Genomic DNA, 26,152 nt, shown 5'->3' with positions numbered 1-26,152 from the left:
TACCTTTCGACGTCGCTCTCCGCGGGGCCTCAGGCCGGACGGCGGAAGAAGCGGGCGGCGCGGCCGACCCACAGCACGGCGATGACGGCGGCCACGAGGACGGCGTCGATGATCGCGACGAGGTCGACGGTGTCGGAGCCCACGATGATGAGCACGTCCCACAGGATGTTGAGGCCCAGGATCACCGTGAGGATGACCCGTGCCGCCCGATCCGCACGCGAGATGAGCGACGCGAGCGCGAGGGTGAAGAATCCGAAGAGGATCGTGATCGCGCCCGCCAGGGTGACGCCGAAGGCGAGACCCTCGGCCTGGAGGTCCGCGTCGTACCGGAGCAGGATCAGCAGTATCCCGAACAGGAGCGTCAGGACCCCGACGACGTACGTGAGCACCACCACGACGGTGACCTCCGCGGGGCGTCGTGGCCGGGCGGCCGCCTCGGCGCCGCGCTCCACGGCCCTGTCGGTGCTCGCGCCCGCCTGCGTCATGCCCTCACTGTAGCGGCAGGGCCGGGCCGCGGTGCGTGCGGGGCGGGCCCCTGATCCGTCACTTTCCGCTAGTCGGCGCGGCCCGCACTCTCGGAAAGTGACGGATCGGGGTGGGGTCCCTCGGATGCAGCGGGCGGGGTGAGGGCGCGGAGGCCGGCCTGGGCTCCGCCGAGGGCGCCGACGACCGCGCCGACGGCCACCGCCGCGCTCACCCCGAGCCCGGCGGGGAGCAGCTGCACGAGGAAGCCGGACGCGAGCGTCCCCGCCGCCACTCCGACGGCGAACGCGCTCACCACCCAGGCGTTCGCCTCCGTGCGATGGCGCTCGCTCACGGTCAGCGGCGTCTGGGTGAAGACCTGGGTCAGCAGCGGGGGCAGCAGCAGCCCCGACGCGAAGGCCAGTGCGAGCCAGGCCGCGGCGGGGAGCATCCAGGCGGCGAGCGGGAGGTAGAGCACGGCGAGGCCGAGCGCGAGCGGGCGGATGAGGGCTGCCGCCGACGCGCGCGGAGGGAACCGACCGAACACGAGCGCTCCGGTGAGCGCTCCGCCGGCGTTGACCGCGATGGCCCACGAGCTCAGGTCGGGGGATCCGGCGAGGGCGGCGTACTCGGTCGCGACGATCGTCAGCGCCCCGACCGGCACCGCGGCGGCCGCCATGGTGAGGACGATCCGACGGAACGCCGCCGACGTGAGGGGCGACCCGTGCCGCCCGGTGGTCGGCGTGGTGGCCGCCGGCGCGCCGACCGCGGGTGCCGTCCGACCCAGGCGGGGATGCGCGGCGAACGCCAGTCCGCCGGCGAGGCCGATCGCGCCCATGAGGAGCACGTTCCCCTGCACCCCGGCGAGGGCGATCCCCGCGACCGTGGCGAGAGGACCCACGATGAAGCCCACCTCCTGGGCCGCGGCATCGAGCGCGAACGCCGAGGTGAGGCGGCGCTCCTCCACCAGCGCGGGCCACAGCGCGCGCAGCGCGGGCTCGATCGGCGGGGTGAAGAAGCCCGCCGCGGCGACCGCGACGAGACCCACTGCGGGGATCTGCACCGCGGCCCAGGCCGTGCCCACGTAGCCGGCGGTCGCCAGCAGCGTCGAGCCGACGAGCACCCCGCGGCGCCGTCCGCTCCGGTCGATCAGGCGGCTGAGGAGCGGTTGGCCGACCATCCCCGCGATCACGTACGTCGCGCCGACGATGGACGCGTATCCGTACTCCCCGCCTTGGCCCACCACGAGCCGCACCAGCGCGAGGGCCGCCATCGCCGACGCAAGCCGTCCGATGACGGACGTCGTGAGGAGGTAGGGCACCCCGCGGGTGCGCAGCACGGCGAACATCCGCTCCACGCTATCGCTCGCCGGCGTCACCCGTGCCCGCGCGGACGCGCGGTCGAGTGCTCACGATCGGCGCGGGCTCCGGGAGGGATGCAGCACATGGTGAGCACTCGCTGCTGCGCGTTCGGGGTGGGTGCCTGGCGGGGAGGGTGGATGCGCGGTCGAGTGCTCAGGATCGGCGCCGGGTCCGGGAGGGATGCTGCTAATGGTGAGCACTCGATGCTGCGCCCCCGGGCGGGTGCCTGGCGGGAGGGGAGGGTGCGCGGTCGAGTGCTCAGGATCGGCGCGGGCTCCGGGAGGGATGCGGCTGATGGTGAGCACTCGACGCTGCGCGCGCGGGCGGGTGCCTGGCGGGAGGGGATGCGTGGTCGAGTGCTCAGGATGGGGGCCATCTCTCGAGGGATGCAGCACATGGTGAGCACTCGACGGCGGTGACGGGCGCCTGGCGCCCGCGGCGGTGGAGCCGGCTCAGGGTGTGATCGCCGCGGAGACGACCCGCGCGGCAGCGGCGCGGTCGCCGGTGATGCTGAGCCCGGGGGAGTCGAGCGGGATCCGCTTCCACAGCGCCAGCAGGACGGAGGACGGCGGCCCGGCGAGTACGGCGTCGGAGGCAGTCCCCTCGACGCTCCCGCCACCCGCACCGCCGTCCCCGGTCAGTACCGGCGAGGCGGCCCCCGCACTCTCCCCGGCACCCGCACTCTCCCCGGCACCCGCACCGTCCGCGGCACCCGCGACCGCGCCCTCCGCATCCGCACCCGCGCCCCCCACGGGGCGCAGGACGAGGCCGAGGGCGTCGTCGAGCGGGGCGAGGCGGCCGAGGCGCACCTGGCGCGGGAAGAACATCCGCACGATCTCGTCGACCCCGTCGGCGGCGGTTGCGGCGTCGAGCGCGAGCGCGGCGGCCTCGGCGGGGTCGGCGCCCTGCGACTCGAGGGCGTCCCAGAGGTGCAGCGCGGTCTCGTGATGCTGGCGCCGCACCCAGAACGCGGCGGTGGCGGGCGGCGCCATCGTCCACGCGGGCTCGTCCCAGCCGCCGCGGGCGTCGATCGCTCGCAGGGCGGTGAGCAGCGCATCCGCCCCCTCGTCGAACCAGGCGAGCATCGGCTCGCGCTCGGTCGGGCCCGGGTCCTTCGCGTCGAGGCCGCGGTGCTCGACGAGTCCCGTGCGCGCGAAGCGGTAGATGGAGCCGACGTGCGCACCGAGATCCGCCAGCGTCCACCCGGGGCAGCCCGACACGGGGGCGTCGAGGTCTCCATCGGCGAGGACGTCGCGCAGGCGGGCCACCGCGGACGCGAGGCCGTCGAGGTGGGTGCGTGGGTCCACGGGGTCCGCCTTCCGGGTCGGGGTCCTTGCGGGATGAGCCGTGGAAGGCCCTTCCCCTCCGGCCCATGATCCCCCACCATGGAGCCGGACCACACCGGAAGGACTGCCATCATGCGCCTCGTCACTGCCCATCTCTTCTCCTCGATCGACGGCGTCGTGTCGGCGCCGCACGAGTTCCAGGGCGACGCCTTCGACGATGACCTCGGCGCCATGATGGGCGAGGCCATCGCCCGGCAGGACGCGATCGTCCTCGGCCGCGTGACCTACCAGGAGTGGGCGGCGTACTGGCCGACCGCCTCCCGGGACGGCGAATTCGCCGAGTTCATCAACGGCACGCCGAAGCACGTGGCGTCCACGACGCTGGCACCCGAGCTCGAGTGGGAGAACTCCTCCCTCATCGAGGGCGATCTCGTGGGCTTCGTCGAGGGCCTCAAGCAGCAGGACGGGGGCGACATCGCCGTGCAGGGCAGCATCAGCGTCGTGCGGCGGCTGCTCGTCGCCGGGGTGCTCGACCGGCTCACCCTGACCGTGCATCCGGTGTTCGCCGGCCGCGGGACGCGCCTCTTCGGCGACGAGGGGCCCCTCACCCGCGTGTCGCTGCTCGAGAGCCGCACCACGGCGAAGGGCAACGTCGTCTCCGTGTACGGCCCGCGCTAGCCTGGAGCACGTCGCCGAAGGAGGCCCGGATGCTCGAGGCAGTCGACCACATCGACCTCAAGGTCCCCGACCTCGAGGAGACGATCGCCTGGTTCGCGGGCCTCGGACTCGTCGAGGTGAGGCGGATCCCGGAGCGCGGCTCGGTCGAGGTCGCCCTCCCCGGCGAGGGCCAGGTCGTGTTCGAGCTGCGTGAGGATGCGACGCTCGACCGGATGGTCGTCGACCACATCGCCTTCCGGTCGCGGTCGCAGGCGGAGGATGCCGAGCGCATCACCGCGCTCACGGGCGCCGGATTCAGCCGGACCGACACGGTCATCCCCGTCACGGGGAAGACGATCTCCGACTTCACCGACCCGTGGGGCACTCGCTGGCAGCTCAGCGACTGACCCGGTGCGCTCGTCCGCTGAGCGGGCTTTGTCCACCGGATGTCCGTTCCTGCGGCCGAGAACGTGCGTCTCGTGGACAAAGCCGAGCGCGTGCGCGCGGCCTCGCGGGCCGGGTGGGTGCGCGCGTTCAGGAGGCGGCGAAGCGCGCGTGGACGCGGGCCGAGATCGTGACGTCCTCGGGCTTCAGGTCGAGGCCGCCCGACTCCTTCGCGGCGGCAGCGGCGCGGGCCATCGGCGCAGCCGGGGCGGCGGACTGCGGGCGCGACTCGTCCCCGAGCATCCCCGGGTCGGCGATCGCCAGCGGCCGCACGGTGGTCAGCCCGAGGCTCTGAGCGTAAGCGGAGGCGCGGGTCACCGCATCCTGCACCGCCCGGTGCTGCGCGTCGGCGCTGAGCCGCTCCTTCGTGACCTCGGTGAGCGCCCAGCGGATGCCCGTGATCGTCACGCCCTCGAGCGCCGCGGTCGACTCCACCCACGCCGCGAGCCTCGCGAGGTCGGCGAACTTGACCTCCGACGCCACCGCGGCGTGGTGCACGAGCGGCAGCTGCTTCCCGTCCTTGTTCCACGGGCGCTCGCTCCACACGCGCAGACGGTCGGCCGACCACCAGGTCACGGCGCCGTCGGTCCGCATCCGCTCGGCCTCTTCGGCGATCCGGCCGTGCAGCGACGTCGTGCGGGCGACGACCGGTTCGCGGTCGGGGCCCTGGAAGCCCACGCTCACCAGTACCGTCCCGCGCTCGGCGGGGTGGTGGTGATCGAAGTGGCCCTCGACGGTGATGACGGTCTCGCTCATGACGGCACCCTACCGGGGGTGCGTCCGCATCCTCTCGGAGGGGCGTCCGCATCGTGCCGGGAGGCGTCGGCATCCTGTCGGGAGAGGATGGAGGGATGAGCGACGAGAGCTGGGACGAGCGGATCGAGGCCTTCTGGCGCGACTTCGACGAGGACGACCGGGACGGCATGCGAGAGAGCATGCGGATGCTCGTGGCCGAGCGCCCCGACGGCGATGCGGAGGCGCTGTACGAGTGGGCGTCCGTGCACGACTCCCTCGGATACGAGCAGGAGGCCGTCGACCTCTACCGGTCCGCGCTCGAGGCCGGACTGGACGGGGAGCGTCGGCCCCAGGCGGTGATCCAGCTCGCGAGCTCGCTGCGCAACGTCGGCGAGCCCGACGCCGCCGTCGAGCTGCTGCTCCGGGGCTGACTCCGGAGTTCCGACGGCTTCTGCACCAACTCCGGACTCAGTGCGGCGTGTCGCGGCGAGAGTCCGGAGTTGGCTCAGCCCGGCCAACCAGGGGCGTGGCTGACCCCATGCCGGTGGCCGGGCGGATGCGGTCCCGTGCGCCCCGTCTGCCTTCCGGCTGGGACTGTTTCGAGCGAGCTAACTCCGGAGTTCCGGCCCGATCGGAGCCAACTCCGGACTCGGCACGGCGTGTCGCGGTGAAAGTCCGGAGTTGGCCCGGGCGCAGCACCGCGTCCGCGCACCGCGCGAGGCGCGCCGCGGCGGCGCCGGCGGCGGGGCGTGCGGGGGAGGCGGGACGGAGGTAGGACGGTGGGCATGAGCGACGCGATCTCTCCGCGGGAGTTCCGCGCGGCGGACGGCACCGCCGACTGGCGGGTGGTGGGCGACGGCGCCCGCGCCTGGTTCGACACCGGCGACTTCGCCACGGGCGCCGCCCTCGTGGCGGCCATCGGTCGGGCGGCGGAGGAGCTCGAGCACCACCCCGACCTCGACCTCCGCTACGCGGGTCTCGCCGTGCGGCTGGTCAGCCACGACCTCGGCGACATCAGCCGACGCGACCTCGAGCTGGCCCGCCGCATCTCGCAGGCGGCGAGCGAGCTCGGCGTCCGCGCCGACCCATCGCGGGTGCAGAGCATCCAGATCGCCATCGACGCCGTCGACGTCGCGGCCGTCCGAGCGTTCTGGCAGGCGGTGCTCGGGTACGAGCCCCGCGACGAGGCCGACCTCGAGGACGCACGCGCCGTCGGGCCGAACGTGTGGATCCAGCAGATCGAGGCGCGGCGGCCCGAGCGCAACACGATCCACATCGACGTCTACGTCGGCCGCGACCGCATCGAGGAGCGCATCGCGGCGGCGCTCGCCGCGGGCGGCCGGATCGTCCGCGACGCGGACGCCCCCGAGTGGTGGACGCTCGCCGACCCCGAGGGCAACGAGGTCGATCTCGCCCCCTGGCGCGACGACAGCGAGTGGAGCGCCTGACTCAGCCCGACGGGACGACCGCGAGAGGCCGTCCGCTCAGAGCCGACAGCCGGCGGCGGAGGTCCGGAGGCTACGCCTCGGGCCCCGACTGCGTCACGCCGTGGTGGGAGGGGATCGTCGGGTAGTGGTCGGATGCGGTCTCCTCGAGGGGCGCATCGGGGTCGCGATCGTCGGCGTCGAGCTGCGATGGATCGTCGGTGAGCAGCCCGTCGGGATCCTTCGGGTCGTGCTCGCCGGTGATGCGCTCGTCGTAGGGGATGCCGTGCTTGTCGTCGCTCACGATGCTCACGCTACCGCGGTGCGCTCCCGGCGGCAGCGGGCCCGGCCGCACCCGCGACCGCGGATCCGACGTCCCCCGCGGCACCGGCGCCGCCTGCATCCGCACCCGCCCGCCCCCGCCCGGTGCGCGCCGCCGCCACGCTGGGCGCGAGCAGCGGCAGCGTCACCGAGCACAGCGGGCCGATGAGCGCCGCGAACACGACCGTCCCCACGCCCACGTTCCCGCCGAGCAGCCACCCGATGAGCAGCACCGAGCCCTCGACGCCGGTGCGTCCCACCCAGATCGGCCATCCGGTGCGGGAGTGGATGCCCGTCATCAGTCCGTCGCGCGGCCCCGGCCCCATCCGCGCGCCGATGTAGATCCCGCTCGCCACCGCCAGCAGGATCAGGCCCGCGGCGAACACCAGCACCTGCATCGGCAGCGACGTCTGCTCGGGCACGAGCCAGAGGCCGAGCTCGATCGCCGGGCCGACCCACAGCACGTTGACGAGGGTGCCGACCCCCGGACGCTGACGCAGCGGGATCCAGAGCAGCAGCACGAGCAGGCCGATCACGTTGGTGAGGAGTCCGATGCCCCATCCCGTCACGTGCGACCAGCCCTGCGCGAACACCGTCCACGGATCGACGCCGATGCCCGCGCGGATCATCAGCGCATCCGCGAACCCGTAGAGGGTGAGGCCGGCGAGCAGCCGGAGGAAGCGGAGGGAGAAGCCGAGCATGAGAGCAATCCAATCGGCGCATTGGCTACCGATCAAGAATCCAATTCGGATACGGTGGTCCCATGTCTCCCACCCGGATCGGTACGCGCTCCCTCCTCGGCCTGCTCGGCGACTGGCGCGGGGCGGCCCCCGGCCCGTCGTATCTGGCGCTCTTCGACCGGATCCGGCTGCTCATCCTCGATGGTCGGATCGCCGCCGACACCCGCCTTCCGGCGGAGCGCGACCTCGCCGCCACTCTGGGCGTCAGCCGCACGATGGTGTCGGCGGCCTACCGCGAGCTGCGCGAGGCGGGCTACACCGAGAGCCTCCGCGGATCCGGGAGCGTCACCCGCCTGCCCGGACGCGCGCCGATCGGCGGGCACGACACCACCGGCGACTACATCGACTTCACGAAGGCGACCCTCCCCGCGCATCCCGGGCTCTATCCCGCCACGCAGCGGGTGATGGACGACTACGCGCGCCAGCTCGGCGGATCGGGCCTCGATCCGTTCGGACTTCCCGAGCTCCGCGAGGCGGTCGCGGCGCGGTACACCCAGCGGGGGCTGCCGACCTCGGTGGACCAGGTGATGATCACGATCGGCGCCCAGCACGCGATCTTCCTCCTCGCCCGCGTGCTGCTCGCCCGAGGCGACCGCGCCGTCGTCGAACTGCCGAGCTACCCGCACGCGTACGAGGCGCTCCGGGCGGCGGGAGCGCGCCTGGTGCCCGTCACGGTCACCGCGAAGGGCAGCGCCTCGGGCGACGATCGGCGGCACGGATGGGACGCCCAGGAGATCGAGCAGGCCTTCAGCCGCACCGGTCCGACGCTGGCCTACCTCATGCCCGACTTCCACAACCCGACCGGTGAGTCGATGCCGGAGGCGCTCCGGCCGCTGGTGCTGCGCGAGGCCACCCGGAACGGCGCCCTCGTCGTGGTCGACGAGACCACGGCAGAGCTCGACATCGACCGGTCGCAGTCCTTCCTGCCGTTCCCGGCGTACGGCGACGACGTGTCGAGCGAGTCCGCCGTGCTCCTCGGTTCGGTGGGGAAGACCATCTGGGCGGGCATGCGGGTGGGGTGGATCCGCGCACAGCCCGGCCTCATCCGGAAGCTCGCGGCGGCCCGATACGCGGGCGACCTGGGCACGCCGGTGCTCGAGCAGCTGGTCGTCGCCGACCTGCTGCGCGACTTCGAGGCCGTGCTCGACGTCCGGCGGGAGCAGCTGCGCGAGGGCCGCGATGCGGTGCTGCGGATGCTCGGCTCGCACTTCCCGGAGTGGCGCCTGCCCCGCGTGGAGGGTGGCCTCGCGGTGTGGGCCGGCCTCGGCGCGCCGGTCAGCTCCCAGCTCGCGCTCGCGGCCCGCGCCCAGGGCCTCCTCATCACGGCGGGCCCGCGGTTCGGGCTGGACGGCGCGCTCGAGCGCTTCATCCGCATCCCCATCGGGCAGCCCACCGCGGAGCTCGAGCGCGGCATCGAGGCGCTCGCCACCGCCTGGTCGGGCCTCTCCCGCGGCACCCTCCCGCCCGTCGACGTCTTCGCCGACGTCGTCTGACCCGCCCGCGGCGCAGCTTTCGCGCCCTGTTTGGCGTTTCGCTCGGTCAATGGGCGCGCGAAACGCCAAACAGGCCGCGAAACCTGGGATGGCGGGCGGGCGGGCGAGCGAGCGCGAGTGCGCGAGCGCGGCTACGCCGGGCGGAGGACGCCGACGGGCTGCGTCCAGCCGCGGCCGGCGCGGAGGCGCCCGGCGACGAGGCGCTCGAGCGACGTGCGCGGCACCACCGCCGCAGGGTCGAGCACCTCGGCGAGCGGGCGGCGGAACACGAACCGCGCCGCGGCCTCGGCGCCGTCCTCGCCCGACGGGTGGTCGGGGAGCACCAGCTCGAACCGCCGCGCGAACGCCGCGATGTTGCTCGCGGGAAGCTCGGCCTGAAGCACGGGGTCGAGCAGCCAGCTCGTGCAGCTGAAGCGGTCGCTCCCGGTGAAGGAGCGGATGCGCATGAGGGACGCGTCGACCGACGCGGGGTCGAGCGGCCCCTCCTGCGGGATGTGCAGCGCGTGCCCCCACTCGCCGGCCCGGCGCTCCACCTGCAGCCGACCGATCTGCACCACGTCCCCGCGCAGGATCTCGATCATCCAGTCCAGCACGGACGCGGCGTCATCCGGCCGATGCGACCGTCGCAGGTCGCCCAGGGTCGCCTCGACCACATCAGCAGGGATGCCCAGGGCGAGCTGCCTCTCGCGCGCCTCGGGCTCGAGCTCCAGAAGAACGGCGAGGGCAGCAGCATTCGACACCCCGTCGGAGGCCAGACGGGGGTCGGAATCGACGACCGGCTCCGGGTCGCGCAGGGCGTCCCGGAGCCGGTCGAGGAGGGCGTCGCTGCTCAGCGCTTGCCGCCGCGCGAGCCGGAGGGCGTGCGGTTCTCGGCGCTGACCATCCACGCCAGCTGCTCGAGGCGCTCGATGATGGCGTGCAGGATGTCGGCGCTCGTCGGGTCGGCGTCGTCGACCTCGTCGTGCACCTCGCGGATGCGCGCCACGGTCGCCTCGATGCGCTGGGTGATGAGGTCGACGGTGTCGGTGGTGAGGATCTCGCCGTTGGGGTACTCCGGCAGCGTGGTCGTCGCGGCCACGGTGTCGCTGCGGCCGTCGGGGGCGGCGTGCAGCGCGCGCAGGCGCTCGGCGACCGTGTCGCTGAACTCGCGCGCGGCGTCGACGATCTCGTCGAGCTGGAGGTGGAGGTCGCGGAAGTTCTTCCCCACGACGTTCCAGTGGGCCTGCTTGCCCTGGATGTGGAGCTCGATCAGGTCGACCAGCACGGCCTGCAGGTCGTCGGTCAGGGCCTTGGGTGCGACGAAGCCGTGCTCGGCGTTCTGGCGGCGGGTGTTGCGGGCGCCGCCGTCGGCGGGGACCTCGACGTGTCGTTCGATGGTGTCGGTCATCGGATGTCCTTTCCGTAGGGGGTGACGAGAGGGGGAGTGGGGAGGAGCGGGGCGCTCAGAGGTCGACCTGGTCGTTGCGGCCCACGTCGGGCTGCCCGCCGCTCACGGCGGCGCGTGCGTACTTCAGGAGGCGGATCGGGGCGGGGGAGTCGACCGCCCAGAACTCCGCCGACTCGGCGTGCACCTTCAGCAGGGCCACCGACGGGTCGTCGCGGCCCTCCGGGAACCAGGCCTCGGCGCCGGTCGACCAGAGCTCGTCGATCTTCGTCGCATCCCTGGAGATCGAGGCGGTGCCCGCGATCGACAGGAACCCCTTGCCCGATTCGATCGCCACGTTGACCGAGGGATCGGCGCGGACCTCGTCGGTCTTCTCGCTCGGGTCCTGGGTGAAGAACCAGAGGTCGCCGGTGAACGTGTCGTCCTGCACCGCGAGGGGGCGGGAGTGGAGGTCGCCGTCGGCGGTCCGGCTGGTCACGAACGCGACACGCGCCGCCTTGACGATGGCCGCGATGGTCTCGATGTCGTCCTGATCGCTCATGATCCCGACCGTACGCCGGGCCGCCGACGGTCGCAGCGGTTTGTCAGCCGCCTATCACCGAGCCGGCCGACAGCACGCCGATCAGCCAGGACAGCGCGCAGAGGGCGGCCACCCCGACCGCGACCGAGCCGACCACGAGGGCTCGGGTCTGCCGCTGCCGGGTGGCCTTCGCGCGGAAGCGCCTCTGCCGGGCCCGCGCCTCGCGGCGGGACGCCGGCGGCTCGGAGAGCTCGAGGAGCTCGGCGGTGGACAGCTCGGTGTCGCCGATCGTGGTGGTCTCGGCCTGCAGGCTCCGCAGCACCTTCGTGACGGCCTCGGCCGAGGGCCTCGCGGAGGGATCACGTGAGGTCATGACCGTGAGCAGCTCCTGCCACTCGGGCGGCAGGTCGCTCGGCACGTCCGCATCCTTGAAGATGCGCGCCGTGGCCGACTCGATGAGCGTGCCGGGGAAGGCCCGCTCTCCGGTCATGGCCTCGAGCAGCACGAGACCGAGGGAGTAGATGTCGCTCGCCGTGGTGAGCGCATCCCCCTTCGCCTGCTCGGGGCTGAGGTAGCTGGCCGTGCCGATCACGGCGCCCTCGACGGTGAAGCGGCTGCCGTCGACGAACTGCGCGATCCCGAAGTCGGTGAGCTTGGCGACGAACGGCAGGTCGCGTCCGGCGTTGTCGGTGAGCAGGATGTTCGCGGGCTTGACGTCGCGGTGCACGATCGAGCGCGAGTGCACGTAGGCCAGGCCGTCGGCGATCTGGGCGCCGATCACCGCCGTCTCGAACCCCGAGAGCGGTCCGCTCTTCACCAGGTCGCGGAGCGTGCGGTCGCTGGCGAGCTCCATGACGACGAAGCGGCGGGCCTCACCGCCGTCGAACGAGTGGGCGCCCGCGTCGTAGACGCTGACGAGGCTCGGATGCGCGAGCTGGGCCAGCAGATGGATCTCGCGCTCCTGGTCGATCCGCTCGGCGGCGGTGCTGCCCTCTGAGCTGAAGACCTTGACGGCGACCTCCCGACCGAGCACGGCGTCGCTGGCCTGGTAGACCGAGGCCATGCCGCCGGTGCCGAGGGTCGTGTGCAGCAGGTAGCGCTCGGACACGGTGTGACCGTGGGCGTGCTGCGAGACGTTGGGCACGGAGTGCTCCTGGCATCGGTCGCTGATCGGTTCGGGTCGATCGTCGAGGTGGACAGCAGCGCGCTGGGACGACGGGGTGAGCCGTGCCCTCATGGTATCCGGACGCGACCGTTTCGGCTCTCATCCGCGCCGCGAGGCTTGACCGCGGCGCGAGGACCCGCTAGGGGAGCTGTCGCGCCGAGTCGCCGGGCCACGTCTTCGCATCCTGGTGCGGCCACACCACCTTCTGGATGATGATGATCGCCGACGCGGCGACCGGGATCGCGACGAGCGCGCCCAGCACGGATCCCAGGGCGCCTCCGGCCACCGCGGCGATCACGACGATCGACCCCGGCACCTTCACCGCCCGGTTCATGATGCGAGGGCTGAGGACGTACGCCTCGACCTGCATGTAGATCACGTAGTAGATCGCGGCCGCGAGGGCGGTGGTGGGCGAGGCGAACAGGCAGACCAGCGTGATGATGACCGCACCCGAGAGCGTGCCGACCAGCGGGATCAGCGACCCGAGGAACGCGATGAACGCGAACAGCACGGGCAGCGGCGCCTGGATGATCGACAGGTAGATGAAGCTGAGGACTCCGTTGATGGCGGCGAGGGTGACCTGGCCGACGACGTACCGCCCCACGGCGCCCGTGACGTCCTCGGTGAGGGAGGCGAAGCGCTTCCGCTTGTTCGCCGGCACGAAGCGGTACGCCACGCGCTTCATGCTCCGCAGCGACGCGAGGAAGTAGAGGGTGAGGATCAGGACGATCACCGACCCGGTGAGACCGCTGGCGATGCCCGATCCCACCGCGAGCAGTCCGCCGCCGAGCGCCAGCAGGTTGTTCGGGTCCTGGATGAAGCCGGTCGCCCCCTGCATGGCCTGGTCGATGTCGACGGCGCCGCCCAGCTGGGCCTCGATGCCCTTGACGAAGTCGCTGTTGCCGAAGTCGCTGACGATCTGGGGGAAGTGGGTGATGAAGTTACCCGTCTGCTGCACGATCAGCGGGATCACCGTGAACAGCAGGCCCGCGAACACGCCGATCACCGCGGCGAAGACGATGGCGATCGCCAGTCCCCTCGGCATCTTCCGCTCGAGCCACGACACCAGGGGATCCAGGCCCAGCGCGATGAAGAGGGCCAGGCCGACGTAGACGAGGACGGTGCTCAGCTGGGTGACCGCGCCGCCGATGAGCAGCGACAAGAGGACGCCGAGTCCGCCGACGAGCCCGATCCGGAAGGCGTTGACGCGCACCGGAGGGAAGCTGGACTCCCCGGCCACCGTGACGTCCGAGCCCTCGACCGGCGACATCGTCCCCTGCGCTGCGGCCGACTGCGCCGCGGCCGACTGGGCCGCTGCCGTCTGTGCCGGTGCCGACCGGGTCCCTCTGATCCGTCTGCCGAACATCCGGCACCTCCGCTTCCTCTGCGGTCACCCTACTGCGCCGCCGCCACCACGGCTCATCCGGTCGGGGCGCCCCGCAGGCGCAGGCCACCCTCGTGATCCGCACCCCCGCGCCCCTATGATCGGCGTATGGGAAAGCTGATCTACGGGAGCTCGGGGATCGAGATCGAGTTCGACGATCGCACCCTGACACACCTCCAGATCGTGATCGCCGCCAAGCTGCGTCGCAGGGAGAGCTTCTTCTTCTCCTGGAAGGACGACCCGGCGGTGGGCGACGGCCGTTCGAGCATCTGGCTCGACGCCTCCATCCCTCTCTACTTCAAGTACGCGGGCGGACGCGTCCCGGCGATCAACCGCGACTGGATCGAGGTGCTCACCGCCTCGAGCAACGGCAGCGGCGGGCTGCAGTTCAGCGAGGAGCCGCGAGGGCCCGTGGGTCAGGCCGCGGCCAACGGGTCCGGCAACGGGCTCACCACCACTCCCGCGACCGTCCGCTGACACCGCGCCTCGACCGTGCGCTGACGACCGGCCCCGCGCGACGGGATGTCCGGTGACCCGGGCTGAGCGGAGACGGCCGCGCGCGGGCGCTCGCGGCCGTCCACCGGCTCACCGGGTCTACCGTAGCCTGCGCCTGCGCTGACCGATCGCGATCCCGACGCCCAGCGCGAGCACCCCGACGAGCGCCCAGGGGAGCTCCGGGGCGGCGCCGGTGTCGGCGAGGCGATCTCCGCCGGCCGCGGCGGGCACGGGGACCGGCGCAGGCGAGGGGCCGGGCGGAGCCGGGCTCGGGCCCACGAGCGCGGCGAGCAGTCCGTCGGGGTCGACGAGACCCGCACCGATCCAGGCCGGTGTCGTCGCGCCCGCGTAGGCCTCGTTCGCCGAGACGTCGTCGGCGGTGAGGATCATCTGCTGCCGGATCTCGTCGGCGGTCGCCTGAGGCGCCGCGGCCTGGGCGAGGGCGGCGACGGCCGCGACGGAGGGGGCCGCCGCCGACGTCCCGTAGAACCGCCAGACGTCGGGCTGCTCCGTGCTGTTCTGGCCGAAGAACGTGGTCTGCTCGCCGTCCACGCCGGTGATCTGGGGCTTGAACAGGGTGAGGGGCGAGGGATACCTCGGCGAGGGCGTCCGATCCGCGTGCACGGGTTCGAAGAGGTACGTCGACGGTCCGGACGAGGAGAAGTCCTCGAGCTGCGACGTGTCGAGGACGGACGCGGCCGCGACCGCGATCGTGGCGGGGTCGCCCGCGTGCGCCCAGACCGTCGGGCCCACGACCACGTCAGGTGACGTCGTGTCCTGGAGCGCGCTCAGGGACAGTCCGCTCGTCTTCCACTTCACGCGCAGCTCCGCATCGGGAGTCGCCGTGGCGGGATCCATCCGCTCGCGCACGAGGACGAGGTCGTAGTCGGCGCTGGCGCGGACGGGCACGGAGACGGAGATCGAGGGTGTGTCGCGGTCCGCCTGCACCGGCAGGTTGACGAGCGTCCCCGTCGCGTGGTCGAGGAGGAGCGGGATGATCGTGGTCGTCAGGCCGTACATCGGCTCCGACCACTGCGTCATGAGCGTGCCGCCCTTCTCCGCCGTCGCGGCGGTCAGCGCGAGGGTGGCGCGGGGCTGGTCGGTGCCGCCCGACATGTCGGCGCAGTCGATCGTCCCCGTCGGCGACCACTGGTCGACGATGTCGAGCACCGCGGTCGGGCAGGTCATGGGGTGGAAGGCGGTCGTCTCCCAGGAGCCGATCGACTGGCCCGGCTCGTCGCCGAGGGTGCCGATCGAGGTGGCGTTCCCCGCGGAGCTGAGGAGGGTGACGCCGTCGTCGTTCGCCTCGGCGATCGCCGAGGCGACGAGCCCGCGCTGCCAGAGGGTCTCCTCGGGGAACCACACGTCGTCGACGATGACCGTCGCGCCGGCCTCGTGCAGCATCCGGACCGAGTCGGCCAGCGTGCTCTGTCCCGGACCCGCCGCCGCGAAGAGCAGGGTCGCCCCGGGGGCGGCCGAGTGGATGATCTGAGCCATCGCACGCCCCTCGTCGCTGCCCTGCCCGGTCGTGTCGTCGACGAGCACGCGCACGGCGGTCTCGTAGCCGCAGGGGTTGCCCGGTCCGGGGAGCGCCCCGGCGGCGACGTCCTGCGCCGGGGTCGTGAGGGCGTGCGGGGCGCCCGCGAACGAGTCGGAGAGGATCCCGACGACGACCCCGGTGCCGTCGACGCCGAACTTCTCGCGGACCCCGGCGGTGCCGAGCGCCGAGTCGACGTCGGAGGGGATGCTGCGGCAGGACGGGGCGGCCGCGGCAGCGACGTCCGGTGCGCCGGCGGCCGGGCCTCCCAGCGCGGGGGTGTCGGAGGTCACACCGCTCAGCGCGGGCGAGACCTCGACCACGCCGGGGATCGCGGCGAGGTCGTCGAAGCGGCTCGGGGCGACGGAGACGAACACCTCGGGCGCGCTCCGCGCCGTCCTCGCGATCTCGCCGAGGCCGGTCACCGCGGCCAGTCCGGCCTGCAGCGCGTCGTCGTCGGCGAACACCACTCCGACCAGGACGCGGGCGGCGTCGTCCACCACCAGGGCGGAGGCGCCGTCGGTCGACAGACCCGACGCGGCCTCACCCTCGGCGGAGCCCGGGGCCGCGCCCGACTCGGCGAGCTCGGTGAGCGCCGGGTTCACGATGGGCGCCTCGTCGCCCGAGACGGGCTCCGCGTGGGCGGGCCCGGCGATCAGGAGGACGGCCAGCGCGGTCGCGCCCAGGCAGGCGGCCAGCGGGCGGTGTCGGATCGATGTCACTGCTTCCCCTTCAGCGTCGGGTGCACGGCCGACGACCCCGGAATCGTCTCGGACACGGCCCGCCTCCGGGGTGAAGACGAGCAGAACCACCTACGTCGGATCGCGCGTGCTCGGGTGACGCTCGGGTTGACGTCGTCCCCGGATGGGATGCTTGTCCTCGGGGACCGCTGTGCGCGGGCCACGAGGACACCGAGAGAGGATCCTGGATGAGCTTCCTGGCCGTGCTGAGCATGAGGAACCGCGCGCTCATCGCCCTCATCACCGTCGTCGTCGCCGTCTTCGGCGGCGTTGCGCTCACGAGCCTCAAGCAGGAGCTCATCCCGTCGATCGAGTTCCCCAGGATCACCGTCGTCACCTCGTATCCCGGGGCGAGCCCCGAGGTGGTGAACGACGAGGTGTCGACGCCGATCGAGGCCGCGATCCAGGGCATCGAGGGCATCGAGTCGACGTCGGCCACGTCGAGCACGAACCAGTCGGTGGTCAACGCGTCGTTCACCTACGGGACCGACCTGGCCGGCGCCGAGCAGAAGGTCACGCAGGCGATTTCCCGCATCTCCGGGAGCCTCCCCGAGGACCTCGACCCCCAGGTGGTCAGCGGGAGCATCGCCGACCTGCCGGTGATCGCGATCGCCGTGACGTCGGGAGCCGACGCCGACGCCGCAGCACAGAAGCAGCTCGCGTCGCAGCTCGACACCATCGCCGTGCCCGCCCTGGAGAAGGCCGACGGCGTGCGCGCGGCCGATGTGTTCGGCGCCATCGGGCAGCGGGTCACCATCACCCCGAACCAGGGCGCGCTGCTCCAATACGGCCTGACCACCCGCGACATCACCAACGCCGTCACGTCGAACGGCCGGCTCATCCCGAGCGGCAGCATCACTCAGGACGGCCAGACCTACAGCGTGCAGTCCGGCTCGAAGCTGTCGTCCACCGACGACATCGCCGCCCTCCCGCTGCCGGCACTCGGGCCGGACGGAGTCGTGACGATCGGGTCGGTCGCCTCCGTGGCGCTCACCGACGACCCGCAGACCTCGATCTCGCGCGTGAACGGCGAGCCCGCGCTCACCCTCTCGGTCACGAAGCTCCCCGCCGCGAACACGGTCGAGGTCTCCCACGCGGTCCGCGACGTCATCCCGACGCTCGAGGCCGACATCCCGGGCACGACCTTCACGGTGGTGTTCGATCAGGCGCCGTTCATCGAGCAGTCGATCGAGTCGCTCACGACCGAGGGCCTGCTCGGGCTCGGCTTCGCCGTGATCGTGATCTTCGTCTTCCTGCTGTCGATCAGGTCGACGCTCGTCGCGGCCATCTCCATCCCGACCTCGGTGCTCATCACCTTCATCGGCCTGCAGACAGCCGGCTACACCCTCAACATCCTCACGCTGGGTGCGCTGACGATCGCCATCGGGCGCGTGGTCGACGACTCCATCGTCGTCATCGAGAACATCAAGCGACATCTCGCCAGTCCGAGTGCACAGGGCCTCGCACCCGCGGCCGCCGGGCGGATGCGCGCCAAGCTCATCGTCGACGCCGTGCGCGAGGTGGCGGGCGCGATCACCGCCTCCACCATCACGACGGTCGCGGTCTTCCTCCCGATCTCGTTCGTGGAGGGTGCGACCGGCGAGCTGTTCCGGCCGTTCGCCCTCACCGTGACCATCGCCCTGCTCGCCTCGCTGCTGGTCGCGCTCACCATCGTGCCCGTGCTGGCCTACTGGATCGTGCGCCCGCCCAAGCCCAAGCCGGCGTCGGGGGAGGCCACGAAGACGACCCCCGCGGGGGCGAGCGCAGCGCAGGCGAGCGCGGACGGCGAGCCGCCCGTCCACCACGGCGAGCACGCGGGCGCCGCCCCGCACGACGTCCCCGACGCCTCGTCGCCGACGGCGGCCCCGGACGGCCACGGCGCCCACGCGCTCCCCGCCTCGACCGGCGCGACCGCCGTGCTCACCCGCCGGCGTGCGCAACGCGACGAGCCGGAGACGGCCGACGAGCCGCAGACCGCACTGCAGCGCCGCTACCTCCCGATCCTCGGCTGGACGCTCCGCCACTCGTGGATCACCCTCGCCGGCGCGATCGTGATCCTCCTCGGCACCGTCCCGCTGCTGGGCCTCCTGCAGACGAACTTCCTCGGCTCGAGCGGCCAGAACACGTTCACGGTCACCCAGTCCGTCCCGGTCGGCTCGAGCCTCCAGTCCCAGTCCGACATCGCGTCGGCCAGCGAGGGCCTGCTGGAGGGCGTCGACGGGGTCGAGACCGTGCAGACCACCATCGGGTCGAGCGGCTCCCTGCTGCGCGACGCCTTCGCCGGCGGGGGCGGCGGGTCGATCACCTACAACGTGACGACGGCAGAGGGCGCCGACCAGGAGGCCATCCAGGCGGATGCGCGCACCGCGCTGGAGGGTCAGCCGGACCCGGGCGAGATCAGCGTGTCGGCCTCGCAGGGCTTCGGCGGGTCCAGCGACATCACGGTCGACATCACGGCGACGAACCAGGGCGACCTGCAGACCGCCTCGGATGCCGTGCTCTCCGCGGTGCAGGGTCTCGGCGGCGTCGCGGAGGCCACGTCGAGCCTCAGCGCATCCCTGCCGTTCGTGCAGGTCGCCGTCGACCGCCAGAAGGCCGCGGCCGCGGGCCTGTCCGAGGTCGCGGTCGGCACGATCGTGTCGCAGACCCTGCAGCCGACCAGCGTCGGCTCGATCACGATCGACGACACCCAGTACACGATCTACCTGCAGTCGGCCGAGCCGCCGCAGACCACCGATCAGCTCCAGAGCCTCCCCATCCCCACCGCGACCGGCGTCGTCCCCCTGTCGTCCCTCGCCACGGTGAGCATCTCGGAGGGGCCGACGGCGATCACGACCGAGCGCGGCGTGCGCACCGCCTCCGTCACGGTGACCCCGAGCGGCGACGACCTCGGCGCGTCGAGCCGCGAGCTGCAGGCCGCGATCGACGGCGTCTCGCTGCCCGCGGGCGCGTCGGCCACGCTGGGCGGCGCCACGGCCGATCAGGCGGAGGCGTTCGGCCAGCTGTTCCTCGCGCTGCTCGTCGCCATCCTCATCGTGTACGTCGTCATGGTCGCGACGTTCAAGAGCCTCATCCAGCCGCTGCTGCTGCTGTCGTCGGTGCCGTTCGCGGCCACGGGCGCCATCCTGCTCCAGGTGATCACGGGTGTGCCGCTGGGTGTGCCCTCCATCATCGGCCTCCTGATGCTGGTGGGCATCGTGGTCACCAACGCCATCGTGCTCGTCGACCTGGTGAACCAGTACCGGACCCGCGGGCTGAGCGTGAGGGAGGCCCTCGTCGAGGGCGCCTCGCGGAGGCTCCGCCCTATCCTCATGACGGCGCTGGCGACCATCTTCGCCCTCCTCCCCATGGCCATCGGGCTCACCGGTGGGGGCGGCTTCATCTCGCAGCCGCTCGCGTTGGTCGTGATCGGCGGACTCGTGTCGTCGACCGTGCTCACGCTCATCGTGCTGCCGGTGCTCTACAACCTCTACGAGGGCGGTCGTGAGCGTCGCGCCCGCCGCCGGGAGGAGCGCGCCGCCGCCCGCCTCGCCTGACCGCTCGGGGCATCGAGTGCTCGGTCCTGGTCGTCGTTCCACCGCGGATGCGACCAGAACTGAGCACTCGTCGGCCTCAGGGCGTAGGGTGAGGGGCAGATTCGAGACTGCGACGGTGCAGCTGGCTCGGGGGCAAGCCCGTGCGCCGTGGCGAGAGCACGGGAGGCGCGACGGTGCGCAAGGAACGACGGGGGAACGCGGTCGCCGCACTCTGCGGCGCGCTCATGCTGGTGGCGGGGTTGGTCATGATGGCCGGCGGTGTCGAGGCGGGGCTCCTCGTCACGCTGTTCGGCGGCACGACGTCGATCGTGTTCGCCGTGGCCGCCATCCGCATGCGCATGTGAGCTCGGGCCCCTCGCCGGGAGGCCGGATGAACGGGACGTGAAACGTCATAACGGTTCGGTCTCGAGGGCCTTCGGCGGGCCTTCGGGGGCGTAGCGTCGAAGTCGACCGCGTGGACGACGAGAGGGGAGACCCGTGGACGACAGACCTGGTGTGCCCGACGTCGTGACGAGCTTCGTGGGCTTCTTCGTCGCCGTCGGACTGGCCCTCGGCGTCACCGCGATCCTCGCCGACAAGCCCGCGCTGCTGCTGTTCTCCCTGGTCTCCTTCGCGTTCGCCGTGTCGTCCCTGGTGCTCGGTCATCGGGGCCGTTCCCGCGCCGAGGCCGACCGGGCGGTGGCCGCCGAGGAGCTCGAGATCGTGGGTGAGGCGCGGGTCGTCGACGAGCGACTCTGACGACCGCGAGAGGCGAAGGACGCGCACTCTGACCGATCGTTCAGTTTCCGACCGATCGGTCAGGCTACTCTCGAGGGCATGAGCCCGACCCCAGCGGCCCGTCCGGGTCCCTCCGCCCGCCCCGCCGCGTCCACTCGACCCGCTGCGTCCACCCGACCCGACGCCGCCGACGACCTGCGCGCCATCGCCCTGCGGATGTTCGCCCAGACCGGGTACGCCGGGACCAGCCTCCAGCAGATCGCCGACGCCGCCGGCTACTCGAAGTCGAGCGTGCTCTACCACTTCTCCTCGAAGGAGGCGCTCTTCGAGTCGGCCATCGAGCCCGCGGTGAAGACGCTGGGCGCCTTCCTCGACAACAGCGTCCGCCGCGTCCGCTCCGCCGAGGAGCTCGAGGCCTTCGTCGAGGAGTTCATCGACGTCATGCTCGCCCACCGGTCCGAGGTGCACATCATCATCAACCAGGGCCGGACGCTGGCCGACATCGGGCTCATCGACGAGGCGCTCGGGTACATCGAGCGCATCGGTGAGTCGGTCATGGCCGAGCTGCCGTCGGCGACGGAGCGCATGCGCCTCAGCATCGCCCTCGCCGGCGCCGCCTACATCCTCGCCGTCTCCCCGGTCGATCCGGACGACGACGAGATGCCCGTCGACGAGGTCAGGGAAGCCCTCGTCGAGGTCCTCACCGACCTCCTCCGCCCGCTGTCGGCCTGACCCAGGAGAGCTTCCCATGGCCACCTTCCTCTACCGGATCGGACGGTTCGCCTACCGGCGGGCCTGGTACGTCATCGCCACCTGGGTGCTCGCGCTCGGCGCGGTGCTCGGAGCCGGGCTCGCCCTCGGCGGCCAGTTCCAGGAGAGCTTCACGATCCCGGGCACCGAGTCTCAGCAGACCATCGACCAGCTCGACCGCGTCTTCCCGCAGGTGGCGGGGGCGTCGGCGCAGGTCGTGTACCAGGCGCCGAAGGGCTCCACCGTCGACGACCCCGCGGTGAAGCAGGCCATCCAGGACATGGCGACCACGATGGGCGATCTCGACCAGGTCGCGGCCGTCGTCGACCCGTACTCGGAGTACGCCACCAACGCGATCTCCGAGGACCGCACCATCGCCTATACGCAGGTGCAGTTCGACGGGCCCGCCACCGACGTCACGACGCAGACGCTCGACGAGCTGCAGGCGGAGGCCGCCCCAGTGGAGGCGGACGGCGTCCGCGTGGAGTTCGGCGGCTCGGTGTTCCAGGAGGTGTCGTTCGGACTGACCTGGACCGAGGCGGTCGGCGTGCTCTTCGCCGGCGTGGTGCTCTTCGTCACGTTCGGATCGCTGCTCGCGGCCGGGATGCCGCTGCTGTCCGCGATCCTCGGGGTCGGGCTGTCCTCCGGCGCGATCATGGTCACCGCCGCCTTCACCACCGTCTCCAGCACGGCGCCGATGCTCGCGGTGATGATCGGGCTCGCGGTGGGGATCGACTACGCCCTCTTCATCCTCTCGCGGCATCGATCCCAGCTCGCGCAGGGCCTCGATCCGGAGGAGTCGGCGGCGCAGGCGGTCGCCACCGCCGGCGGGGCCGTGGTCTTCGCGGGGGTCACCGTCATCATCGCCCTGCTGGGGCTCCTCGTCGTGGGCATCCCGTTCCTGTCGGTGATGGGTGTGGGCGCCGCGTTCGCGGTGCTGGTGGCGGTGAGCATCGCCGTGACCCTCATCCCCGCGATCATGGGGGTCGCCCGGGGCCGGCTCGTCCCGAAGGCGGGCTCGCGCGCGCAGCGACGAGCGCTCGCGGCCGCGGAGCACGAGGGCGAGGGCACGGCGAGACCGTCGCTCGGCGGCCGCTGGGTGCGGATCGTGATGAAGGCTCCGATCGTGTTCATCGTCGCGATCATCGGGCTGCTGGGGGTCGCGTCGATCCCGGCGCTGAGCCTCGACCTCAACCTCCCGACGGCCGCGTCCCAGCCGGAGGACGACACCGCCCGTCAGGCCTACGACCTCATCGCCCAGGGCTTCGGGCCCGGCTACAACGGCGCGATCGTGGTCGCGGCCGACATCACGCAGACCACCGACATCCAGGACGACCTCGCCGGCATCCGCTCCGACCTCGAGGCCGTCGACGGGGTCGCCTACGTGGGGCAGGGCCTTCCCGATCAGGGACTGGACACCGCGATCTTCCGCGTCGTGCCGACCACCGCGCCCGACGATCCCGCCACGAAGGAGCTCGTGCAGCATCTCCGCGACCTCAAGGGCGAGATCGAGGACCAGTACGGCACGCCCATCACGGTGAGCGGTCAGACCGCGGTCGCGATCGACGTCTCGACCCAGCTCACCAACGCGCTGCTGCCCTTCGGCGTTCTCGTCGTCGGGCTGTCCATCGTGCTCCTCGCGATGGTGTTCCGGTCGCTCGCCGTGCCGATCAAGGCCGCGCTCGGCTTCGCCCTCTCGGTCTGCGTGTCGTTCGGCGTCACCGTCGCGGTGTTCCAGTGGGGGTGGCTCGCCGACCTGCTGCACGTGACGTCGACGGGTCCGATCATCAGCTTCCTGCCGATCCTCCTCATGGCCATCCTCTTCGGCCTCGCGATGGACTACGAGGTGTTCCTCGTCTCGGGGATGCGCGAGGAGTTCGTGAAGTCGGGCGACGCCCGGCGTGCGGTGCGGGTGGGCTTCCAGCACGGCGCGCGCGTCGTCACCGCCGCCGCGCTGATCATGTTCTTCGTCTTCTTCGCCTTCGTGCCCGAGGGGGACGGGGCGATCAAGATGATCGCGCTGGCGCTCGCCGTGGGCGTCTTCGTCGACGCCTTCCTCGTCCGCATGACGCTCGTCCCGGCGGTGATGACGCTGCTCGGCCGGCGGGCCTGGTCCCTGCCGCGCTGGCTCGACCGGCTCCTGCCGAACGTCGACGTCGAGGGGGAGGGGCTTCGCGCCCACATCGAGGCGAAGGCCTGGGCGGATGCGCGGCGGGGCGACGTCCTCACCGCGGAGGGCCTGCGCGTCGACGGCGTCCCCGCCACGGTCACCGCGTCGGCGCCGGAGGGTGCGATCGTGCTGCTCGCCGGCGATCCGGGAGCTCGGCGACTCGTCGCGGGCGCCCTCGCGGGACGCGTCGCCCCGGCGGGCGGCCACCTGCAGGTGCTCGGACATCCGCTGCCCTCGGCGCGGACCCGGGTCGAGCGGCTGTCCGCGCTCGTCGACCTCGACGGGGGTCCGGCGGGCTCCGGACCGGTCAGCGACGCGGAGACGGTCGGCGAGGCGATCCTCGAGCGGATGCGGTGGGGGCGCTCGGCCCTGCGTCGCGTGCCCCGCGAGGAGGTCGAGGACCTCGTGCGCAGGTTCGACGATGCACTGGCCACCGCCTCCGCCTCCGACGGGCGTGTGTCGATCCACACGCCGCTCAGCGCGCTCTCGGCGACCGGACTCGCCCTGCTGCGGATCGCCCTCGCGGGAGCGCAGGGCGCCCGGCTCGTCGTCGCCGACCCCGGCGACGCGCCGCTCGCGGTGGGGTCGGAGGCGTTCCTGTCCGCCGTCGCCGCGGTGGTCGGGTCGGACGTCACCGTGGTGATCGGGGTCCCCGTCCCCGCTGCGTCTGCGACCTCCGCCGAGTCCGACCTCGACGGGCGGGCGCTGGTGCGCATCGACCTCGGCGGGAGCCCCGCCGTCACGCCGTCCGCGGGCTTCGCGGGCGGCACCCGATCCCTCGATCCCGCCCGACTCGAAGGAGCCCACCGATGAGCGACGTGACCCCCGCCCGCTCGACCGCGCCGTCCTCCCCGACCGCGCCCGTGCCGTCCGTCCCGTCGGCGGCGTCGCGGCGACGCACCCGCATCGCGCTCATCGTCGTGACCGCGATCGCCATCGTCCTGACCCCCTTCGCCGTGAACGGGCTGTTCGCCGGGGCGCTGTCGAACGTCGACCAGTCGATCAGCAGCATCCCGGCCGCCATCGTGAACGAGGACCAGCTCGTCACGACGACGAACGCCGACGGGACGCAGTCGGTGAACTTCGCCGGCCGCGGCCTCGTGACCGAGCTGACGGGCTCGGGCCAGAACGGGTTCGACTGGACCGTCACCAACGCCGACGACGCCGCAGCCGGCCTCGCCGACGGCACGTACTACGCGGTCCTCACGATCCCGAGCGACTTCTCCGCCACGGTGAACACGCTCGGCACCCCCGACCCGAAGCAGGGCCTCATCGACATCCAGACCGACGACGCGCACGGGTACCTGTCCGGCGTGCTCGCCTCGACCGTCGGGACGGCGGTGCAGGCGGGGTTCGGGCAGACCATCACCGCGACCGTCGTGAACGGCATCTACACGTCGTTCGGCACCGTGGGCACGAGCCTCAAGGATGCGGCCGCGGGCGCGACCCAGCTGGGCTCGGGCGCCGGGCAGCTCGCCGACGGCGCCACCCAGCTCTCCGACGGTCTCTCGCAGTACACCTCCGGCGCGTCGACGCTCGCCTCGGGCGTCGCGCAGTACACCGACGGGGTGACCTCGCTCAGCTCGGGAGTGACCCAGTACACCGGAGGCGTCGGCCAGCTCGCGAGCGGCGCCGACGAACTGCGCACGAAGACCGCCCAGCTCGGCGACTTCGGCACCGGTGTGGCCTCGTACGCGTCGGGCGTCACTCAGCTCACGCAGGGGCTCTCGCAGCTGAGCGCGGCCGCGCAGGCGGGGCTGCTCACTCCGGAGCAGGTGCAGGCGCAGCTCGCTGGTCTCGCCGCCGGCGCTTCCCAGCTCGACGCCAACAGCGGCGCGCTCGCCGAGGCGGGGAACGGCATGCCGGCTCTGCAGAGCGGGATCGGCGAGCTCGCCTCGGGCGCCGACCAGCTCGCGGCGAACGGCCCGGCCCTCGTCTCGGGCGCCGAGCAGCTGGCCGCCGGTGGTCCGGCGCTGAGCTCCGGAGCCGACCAGCTCGCGGCGAACGGCCCCGCGCTCGTGCAGGGCGCGCAGCAGCTCGGGGCAGGTGCCGCGCAGCTCCAGAGCGGGGCGGGTCAGCTCGCGTCCGGCCTGACCACGGGGGCGGACCAGCTCGGGTCGCGCACGAGCTCGGATCCGCAGTCCGCGGCCGACGTGATCGCTCAGCCGGTCGCCGTCGACGTGAACACGGCGAATCAGGTCTCCTCGGTCGGCCAGGTCGTCTCGACGGTGATGATCCCGGTCGCCCTGTGGATCGGCGCGCTCGCCCTCTTCCTGTGGCTGCGGCCGTTCTCGAGGTCGATGCTCGCATCGCCCGCGTCCACGGGCCGGCTCGTCGGCCGGACCTTCCTCCGTTCGGCTGTCTTCGGCGTCGGCCAGGCCGTGGTCGTCGTCGCGTTCCTGCACCTGGCGTTGGGCGCATCCTGGAGCCTGCTGCCCGCCACCCTCGGCTTCTCGCTGCTGGTGTCGTTCGCGTTCATGGCCTTCCACCAGTTCCTCACGACCGCGTTCGGGCGGATGGGGGCGTTCGTCTCCCTGGTGCTCCTGGCGCTCCAGATCGCGTCGACCGGAGGGCTGTATCCGGTGCAGCTGCTGTCGGCGCCGTTCCAGGCGATCAACACGGTGAGCCCGCTCGCCTACGCGGTCTCGGGGCTGCAGGCGATCCTCGCGGGTGGATCGGCGTCGACGGTGTGGACGGCGGTCGCCGTGCTGCTGGTGACGCTCGCGGTCGGCCTGCTGCTCGCGTGGGCGGTGCTCGGGCGGCGGCGGAGGCCGACGGCGCTGGGCTGGGTGGTGCCGGCGTGGTCGGCGCGCCGCCCGCGCCGGGTCTGA

The 26,152-nt window shown here is 72.5% G+C and carries 24 protein-coding genes; 12 read left to right on the top strand and 12 right to left on the bottom strand.

Annotated features, from left to right (window positions below; all coding sequences use genetic code 11):
* Nucleotides 1-29 precede the first annotated feature (29 nt).
* From IEX69_RS07595 to IEX69_RS07585, 3 genes are all read right to left on the bottom strand, one after another.
* The gene (locus IEX69_RS07595; protein ID WP_085020432.1) at nucleotides 30-485 is read right to left on the bottom strand and encodes a hypothetical protein; all 456 of its coding nucleotides are present in this window, start codon (nucleotides 483-485) and stop codon (nucleotides 30-32) included.
* Between the two features lie 68 nt (nucleotides 486-553).
* Entirely contained in the window at nucleotides 554-1,810 is a 1,257-nt protein-coding gene (locus IEX69_RS07590) for an MFS transporter (protein WP_085020431.1), read from the bottom strand.
* 465 nt (nucleotides 1,811-2,275) lie between these two features.
* The gene (locus IEX69_RS07585) at nucleotides 2,276-3,130 is read right to left on the bottom strand and encodes a maleylpyruvate isomerase N-terminal domain-containing protein (RefSeq protein ID WP_174604485.1); all 855 of its coding nucleotides are present in this window, start codon (nucleotides 3,128-3,130) and stop codon (nucleotides 2,276-2,278) included.
* 111 nt (nucleotides 3,131-3,241) lie between these two features.
* Here IEX69_RS07585 and IEX69_RS07580 point away from each other — a divergent pair, with 111 nt between their 5' ends.
* Together IEX69_RS07580 and IEX69_RS07575 are read left to right on the top strand one after the other, a co-directional pair.
* Nucleotides 3,242-3,787 (top strand): dihydrofolate reductase family protein, encoded by a 546-nt coding sequence (locus IEX69_RS07580; RefSeq protein WP_085020429.1) that lies wholly within the window; start codon nucleotides 3,242-3,244, stop codon nucleotides 3,785-3,787.
* A gap of 29 nt (nucleotides 3,788-3,816) precedes the next feature.
* Nucleotides 3,817-4,173 (top strand): VOC family protein, encoded by a 357-nt coding sequence (locus IEX69_RS07575; RefSeq protein ID WP_085020428.1) that lies wholly within the window; start codon nucleotides 3,817-3,819, stop codon nucleotides 4,171-4,173.
* Between the two features lie 127 nt (nucleotides 4,174-4,300).
* On the opposite strand, the gene IEX69_RS07570 is transcribed toward IEX69_RS07575, so the two are convergent.
* A complete protein-coding gene (locus tag IEX69_RS07570) occupies nucleotides 4,301-4,966 on the bottom strand; it encodes an SIMPL domain-containing protein (RefSeq protein ID WP_085020427.1) in 666 nt (221 codons plus the stop codon).
* 95 nt (nucleotides 4,967-5,061) lie between these two features.
* On the opposite strand from IEX69_RS07570, the gene IEX69_RS07565 reads away from it, so the two are divergent.
* Together IEX69_RS07565 and IEX69_RS07560 are read left to right on the top strand one after the other, a co-directional pair.
* A complete protein-coding gene (locus tag IEX69_RS07565) occupies nucleotides 5,062-5,376 on the top strand; it encodes a tetratricopeptide repeat protein (protein WP_085020426.1) in 315 nt (104 codons plus the stop codon).
* A gap of 354 nt (nucleotides 5,377-5,730) precedes the next feature.
* The gene (locus IEX69_RS07560; protein ID WP_085020425.1) at nucleotides 5,731-6,393 is read left to right on the top strand and encodes a 4a-hydroxytetrahydrobiopterin dehydratase; all 663 of its coding nucleotides are present in this window, start codon (nucleotides 5,731-5,733) and stop codon (nucleotides 6,391-6,393) included.
* Nucleotides 6,394-6,463: 70 nt separating this feature from the next.
* Here IEX69_RS07560 and IEX69_RS07555 read toward each other — a convergent pair whose 3' ends face one another.
* Nucleotides 6,464-6,673 (bottom strand): hypothetical protein, encoded by a 210-nt coding sequence (locus IEX69_RS07555; RefSeq protein ID WP_157127250.1) that lies wholly within the window; start codon nucleotides 6,671-6,673, stop codon nucleotides 6,464-6,466.
* Nucleotides 6,674-6,683: 10 nt separating this feature from the next.
* Nucleotides 6,684-7,391 carry a membrane protein YczE gene (gene yczE, locus IEX69_RS07550; RefSeq protein ID WP_085020423.1) on the bottom strand — a complete coding sequence of 236 codons (708 nt, stop codon included), beginning with the start codon at nucleotides 7,389-7,391 and terminating at the stop codon, nucleotides 6,684-6,686.
* A gap of 62 nt (nucleotides 7,392-7,453) precedes the next feature.
* Here yczE and yczR point away from each other — a divergent pair, with 62 nt between their 5' ends.
* A complete protein-coding gene (gene yczR / locus IEX69_RS07545) occupies nucleotides 7,454-8,923 on the top strand; it encodes a MocR-like transcription factor YczR (protein ID WP_085020422.1) in 1,470 nt (489 codons plus the stop codon).
* A 131-nt stretch (nucleotides 8,924-9,054) separates the two neighbouring features.
* On the opposite strand, the gene IEX69_RS07540 is transcribed toward yczR, so the two are convergent.
* The 5 genes from IEX69_RS07540 to IEX69_RS07520 form a co-directional block, all read right to left on the bottom strand.
* The gene (locus IEX69_RS07540; RefSeq protein ID WP_085020421.1) at nucleotides 9,055-9,810 is read right to left on the bottom strand and encodes an acyltransferase domain-containing protein; all 756 of its coding nucleotides are present in this window, start codon (nucleotides 9,808-9,810) and stop codon (nucleotides 9,055-9,057) included.
* A complete protein-coding gene (locus IEX69_RS07535; protein WP_085020420.1) occupies nucleotides 9,753-10,310 on the bottom strand; it encodes a Dps family protein in 558 nt (185 codons plus the stop codon). The genes IEX69_RS07540 and IEX69_RS07535 overlap by 58 nt, the downstream gene beginning before the upstream one ends.
* A 55-nt stretch (nucleotides 10,311-10,365) precedes the next feature.
* Nucleotides 10,366-10,848: a pyridoxamine 5'-phosphate oxidase family protein gene (locus IEX69_RS07530; protein ID WP_085020419.1), complete on the bottom strand. Its 483-nt coding sequence runs from the start codon at nucleotides 10,846-10,848 to the stop codon at nucleotides 10,366-10,368.
* 43 nt (nucleotides 10,849-10,891) lie between these two features.
* A complete protein-coding gene (locus IEX69_RS07525) occupies nucleotides 10,892-11,971 on the bottom strand; it encodes a serine/threonine-protein kinase (protein WP_174604484.1) in 1,080 nt (359 codons plus the stop codon).
* 160 nt (nucleotides 11,972-12,131) lie between these two features.
* Nucleotides 12,132-13,358 carry an AI-2E family transporter gene (locus tag IEX69_RS07520; protein ID WP_085020417.1) on the bottom strand — a complete coding sequence of 409 codons (1,227 nt, stop codon included), beginning with the start codon at nucleotides 13,356-13,358 and terminating at the stop codon, nucleotides 12,132-12,134.
* A gap of 126 nt (nucleotides 13,359-13,484) precedes the next feature.
* On the opposite strand from IEX69_RS07520, the gene IEX69_RS07515 reads away from it, so the two are divergent.
* On the top strand, nucleotides 13,485-13,853 hold the full coding sequence (locus IEX69_RS07515) for a DUF7882 family protein (RefSeq protein ID WP_229756276.1): 369 nt from the start codon (nucleotides 13,485-13,487) through the stop codon (nucleotides 13,851-13,853).
* 117 nt (nucleotides 13,854-13,970) lie between these two features.
* Here the strand turns inward: IEX69_RS07515 and IEX69_RS07510 are convergent, their stop codons facing one another.
* On the bottom strand, nucleotides 13,971-16,130 hold the full coding sequence (locus tag IEX69_RS07510; RefSeq protein WP_085020416.1) for a S8 family serine peptidase: 2,160 nt from the start codon (nucleotides 16,128-16,130) through the stop codon (nucleotides 13,971-13,973).
* Nucleotides 16,131-16,336: 206 nt separating this feature from the next.
* On the opposite strand from IEX69_RS07510, the gene IEX69_RS07505 reads away from it, so the two are divergent.
* From IEX69_RS07505 to IEX69_RS07480, 6 genes are all read left to right on the top strand, one after another.
* Nucleotides 16,337-19,684, top strand: a complete 3,348-nt coding sequence (locus tag IEX69_RS07505; RefSeq protein ID WP_085020415.1) for an efflux RND transporter permease subunit — start codon at nucleotides 16,337-16,339, stop codon at nucleotides 19,682-19,684.
* A gap of 173 nt (nucleotides 19,685-19,857) precedes the next feature.
* Nucleotides 19,858-20,028, top strand: a complete 171-nt coding sequence (locus IEX69_RS07500; protein ID WP_157127249.1) for a hypothetical protein — start codon at nucleotides 19,858-19,860, stop codon at nucleotides 20,026-20,028.
* A gap of 133 nt (nucleotides 20,029-20,161) precedes the next feature.
* Entirely contained in the window at nucleotides 20,162-20,422 is a 261-nt protein-coding gene (locus IEX69_RS07495; protein ID WP_157127248.1) for a hypothetical protein, read from the top strand.
* A 78-nt stretch (nucleotides 20,423-20,500) separates the two neighbouring features.
* On the top strand, nucleotides 20,501-21,133 hold the full coding sequence (locus IEX69_RS07490) for a TetR/AcrR family transcriptional regulator (RefSeq protein ID WP_085020412.1): 633 nt from the start codon (nucleotides 20,501-20,503) through the stop codon (nucleotides 21,131-21,133).
* 16 nt (nucleotides 21,134-21,149) lie between these two features.
* A complete protein-coding gene (locus IEX69_RS07485) occupies nucleotides 21,150-24,134 on the top strand; it encodes an MMPL family transporter (RefSeq protein WP_085020411.1) in 2,985 nt (994 codons plus the stop codon).
* The gene (locus IEX69_RS07480; protein WP_085020410.1) at nucleotides 24,131-26,152 is read left to right on the top strand and encodes a YhgE/Pip domain-containing protein; all 2,022 of its coding nucleotides are present in this window, start codon (nucleotides 24,131-24,133) and stop codon (nucleotides 26,150-26,152) included. Before IEX69_RS07485 ends, IEX69_RS07480 begins: the two co-directional genes overlap by 4 nt.

The organism is Cnuibacter physcomitrellae (genome assembly GCF_014640535.1).
Classification (GTDB): Bacteria; Actinomycetota; Actinomycetes; order Actinomycetales; family Microbacteriaceae; genus Cnuibacter; species Cnuibacter physcomitrellae.
The sequence above is the reverse complement of the archived record's forward strand: the minus strand, read 5'-3'. Positions and strand labels throughout refer to the sequence as shown.

What these genes read in the sequence shown, in the direction of transcription:
- IEX69_RS07595 (WP_085020432.1), bottom strand. Translation starts at nt 485, where the DNA reads ATGACGCAGGCGGGCGCGAGCACCGACAGGGCCGTGGAGCGCGGCGCC.
- IEX69_RS07590 (WP_085020431.1), bottom strand. Translation starts at nt 1,810, where the DNA reads ATGTTCGCCGTGCTGCGCACCCGCGGGGTGCCCTACCTCCTCACGACG.
- IEX69_RS07580 (WP_085020429.1), top strand. Translation starts at nt 3,242, where the DNA reads ATGCGCCTCGTCACTGCCCATCTCTTCTCCTCGATCGACGGCGTCGTG.
- IEX69_RS07575 (WP_085020428.1), top strand. Translation starts at nt 3,817, where the DNA reads ATGCTCGAGGCAGTCGACCACATCGACCTCAAGGTCCCCGACCTCGAG.
- IEX69_RS07570 (WP_085020427.1), bottom strand. Translation starts at nt 4,966, where the DNA reads ATGAGCGAGACCGTCATCACCGTCGAGGGCCACTTCGATCACCACCAC.
- IEX69_RS07565 (WP_085020426.1), top strand. Translation starts at nt 5,062, where the DNA reads ATGAGCGACGAGAGCTGGGACGAGCGGATCGAGGCCTTCTGGCGCGAC.
- IEX69_RS07560 (WP_085020425.1), top strand. Translation starts at nt 5,731, where the DNA reads ATGAGCGACGCGATCTCTCCGCGGGAGTTCCGCGCGGCGGACGGCACC.
- yczE (WP_085020423.1), bottom strand. Translation starts at nt 7,391, where the DNA reads ATGCTCGGCTTCTCCCTCCGCTTCCTCCGGCTGCTCGCCGGCCTCACC.
- yczR (WP_085020422.1), top strand. Translation starts at nt 7,454, where the DNA reads ATGTCTCCCACCCGGATCGGTACGCGCTCCCTCCTCGGCCTGCTCGGC.
- IEX69_RS07535 (WP_085020420.1), bottom strand. Translation starts at nt 10,310, where the DNA reads ATGACCGACACCATCGAACGACACGTCGAGGTCCCCGCCGACGGCGGC.
- IEX69_RS07530 (WP_085020419.1), bottom strand. Translation starts at nt 10,848, where the DNA reads ATGAGCGATCAGGACGACATCGAGACCATCGCGGCCATCGTCAAGGCG.
- IEX69_RS07520 (WP_085020417.1), bottom strand. Translation starts at nt 13,358, where the DNA reads ATGTTCGGCAGACGGATCAGAGGGACCCGGTCGGCACCGGCACAGACG.
- IEX69_RS07515 (WP_229756276.1), top strand. Translation starts at nt 13,485, where the DNA reads ATGGGAAAGCTGATCTACGGGAGCTCGGGGATCGAGATCGAGTTCGAC.
- IEX69_RS07505 (WP_085020415.1), top strand. Translation starts at nt 16,337, where the DNA reads ATGAGCTTCCTGGCCGTGCTGAGCATGAGGAACCGCGCGCTCATCGCC.
- IEX69_RS07490 (WP_085020412.1), top strand. Translation starts at nt 20,501, where the DNA reads ATGAGCCCGACCCCAGCGGCCCGTCCGGGTCCCTCCGCCCGCCCCGCC.
- IEX69_RS07485 (WP_085020411.1), top strand. Translation starts at nt 21,150, where the DNA reads ATGGCCACCTTCCTCTACCGGATCGGACGGTTCGCCTACCGGCGGGCC.
- IEX69_RS07480 (WP_085020410.1), top strand. Translation starts at nt 24,131, where the DNA reads ATGAGCGACGTGACCCCCGCCCGCTCGACCGCGCCGTCCTCCCCGACC.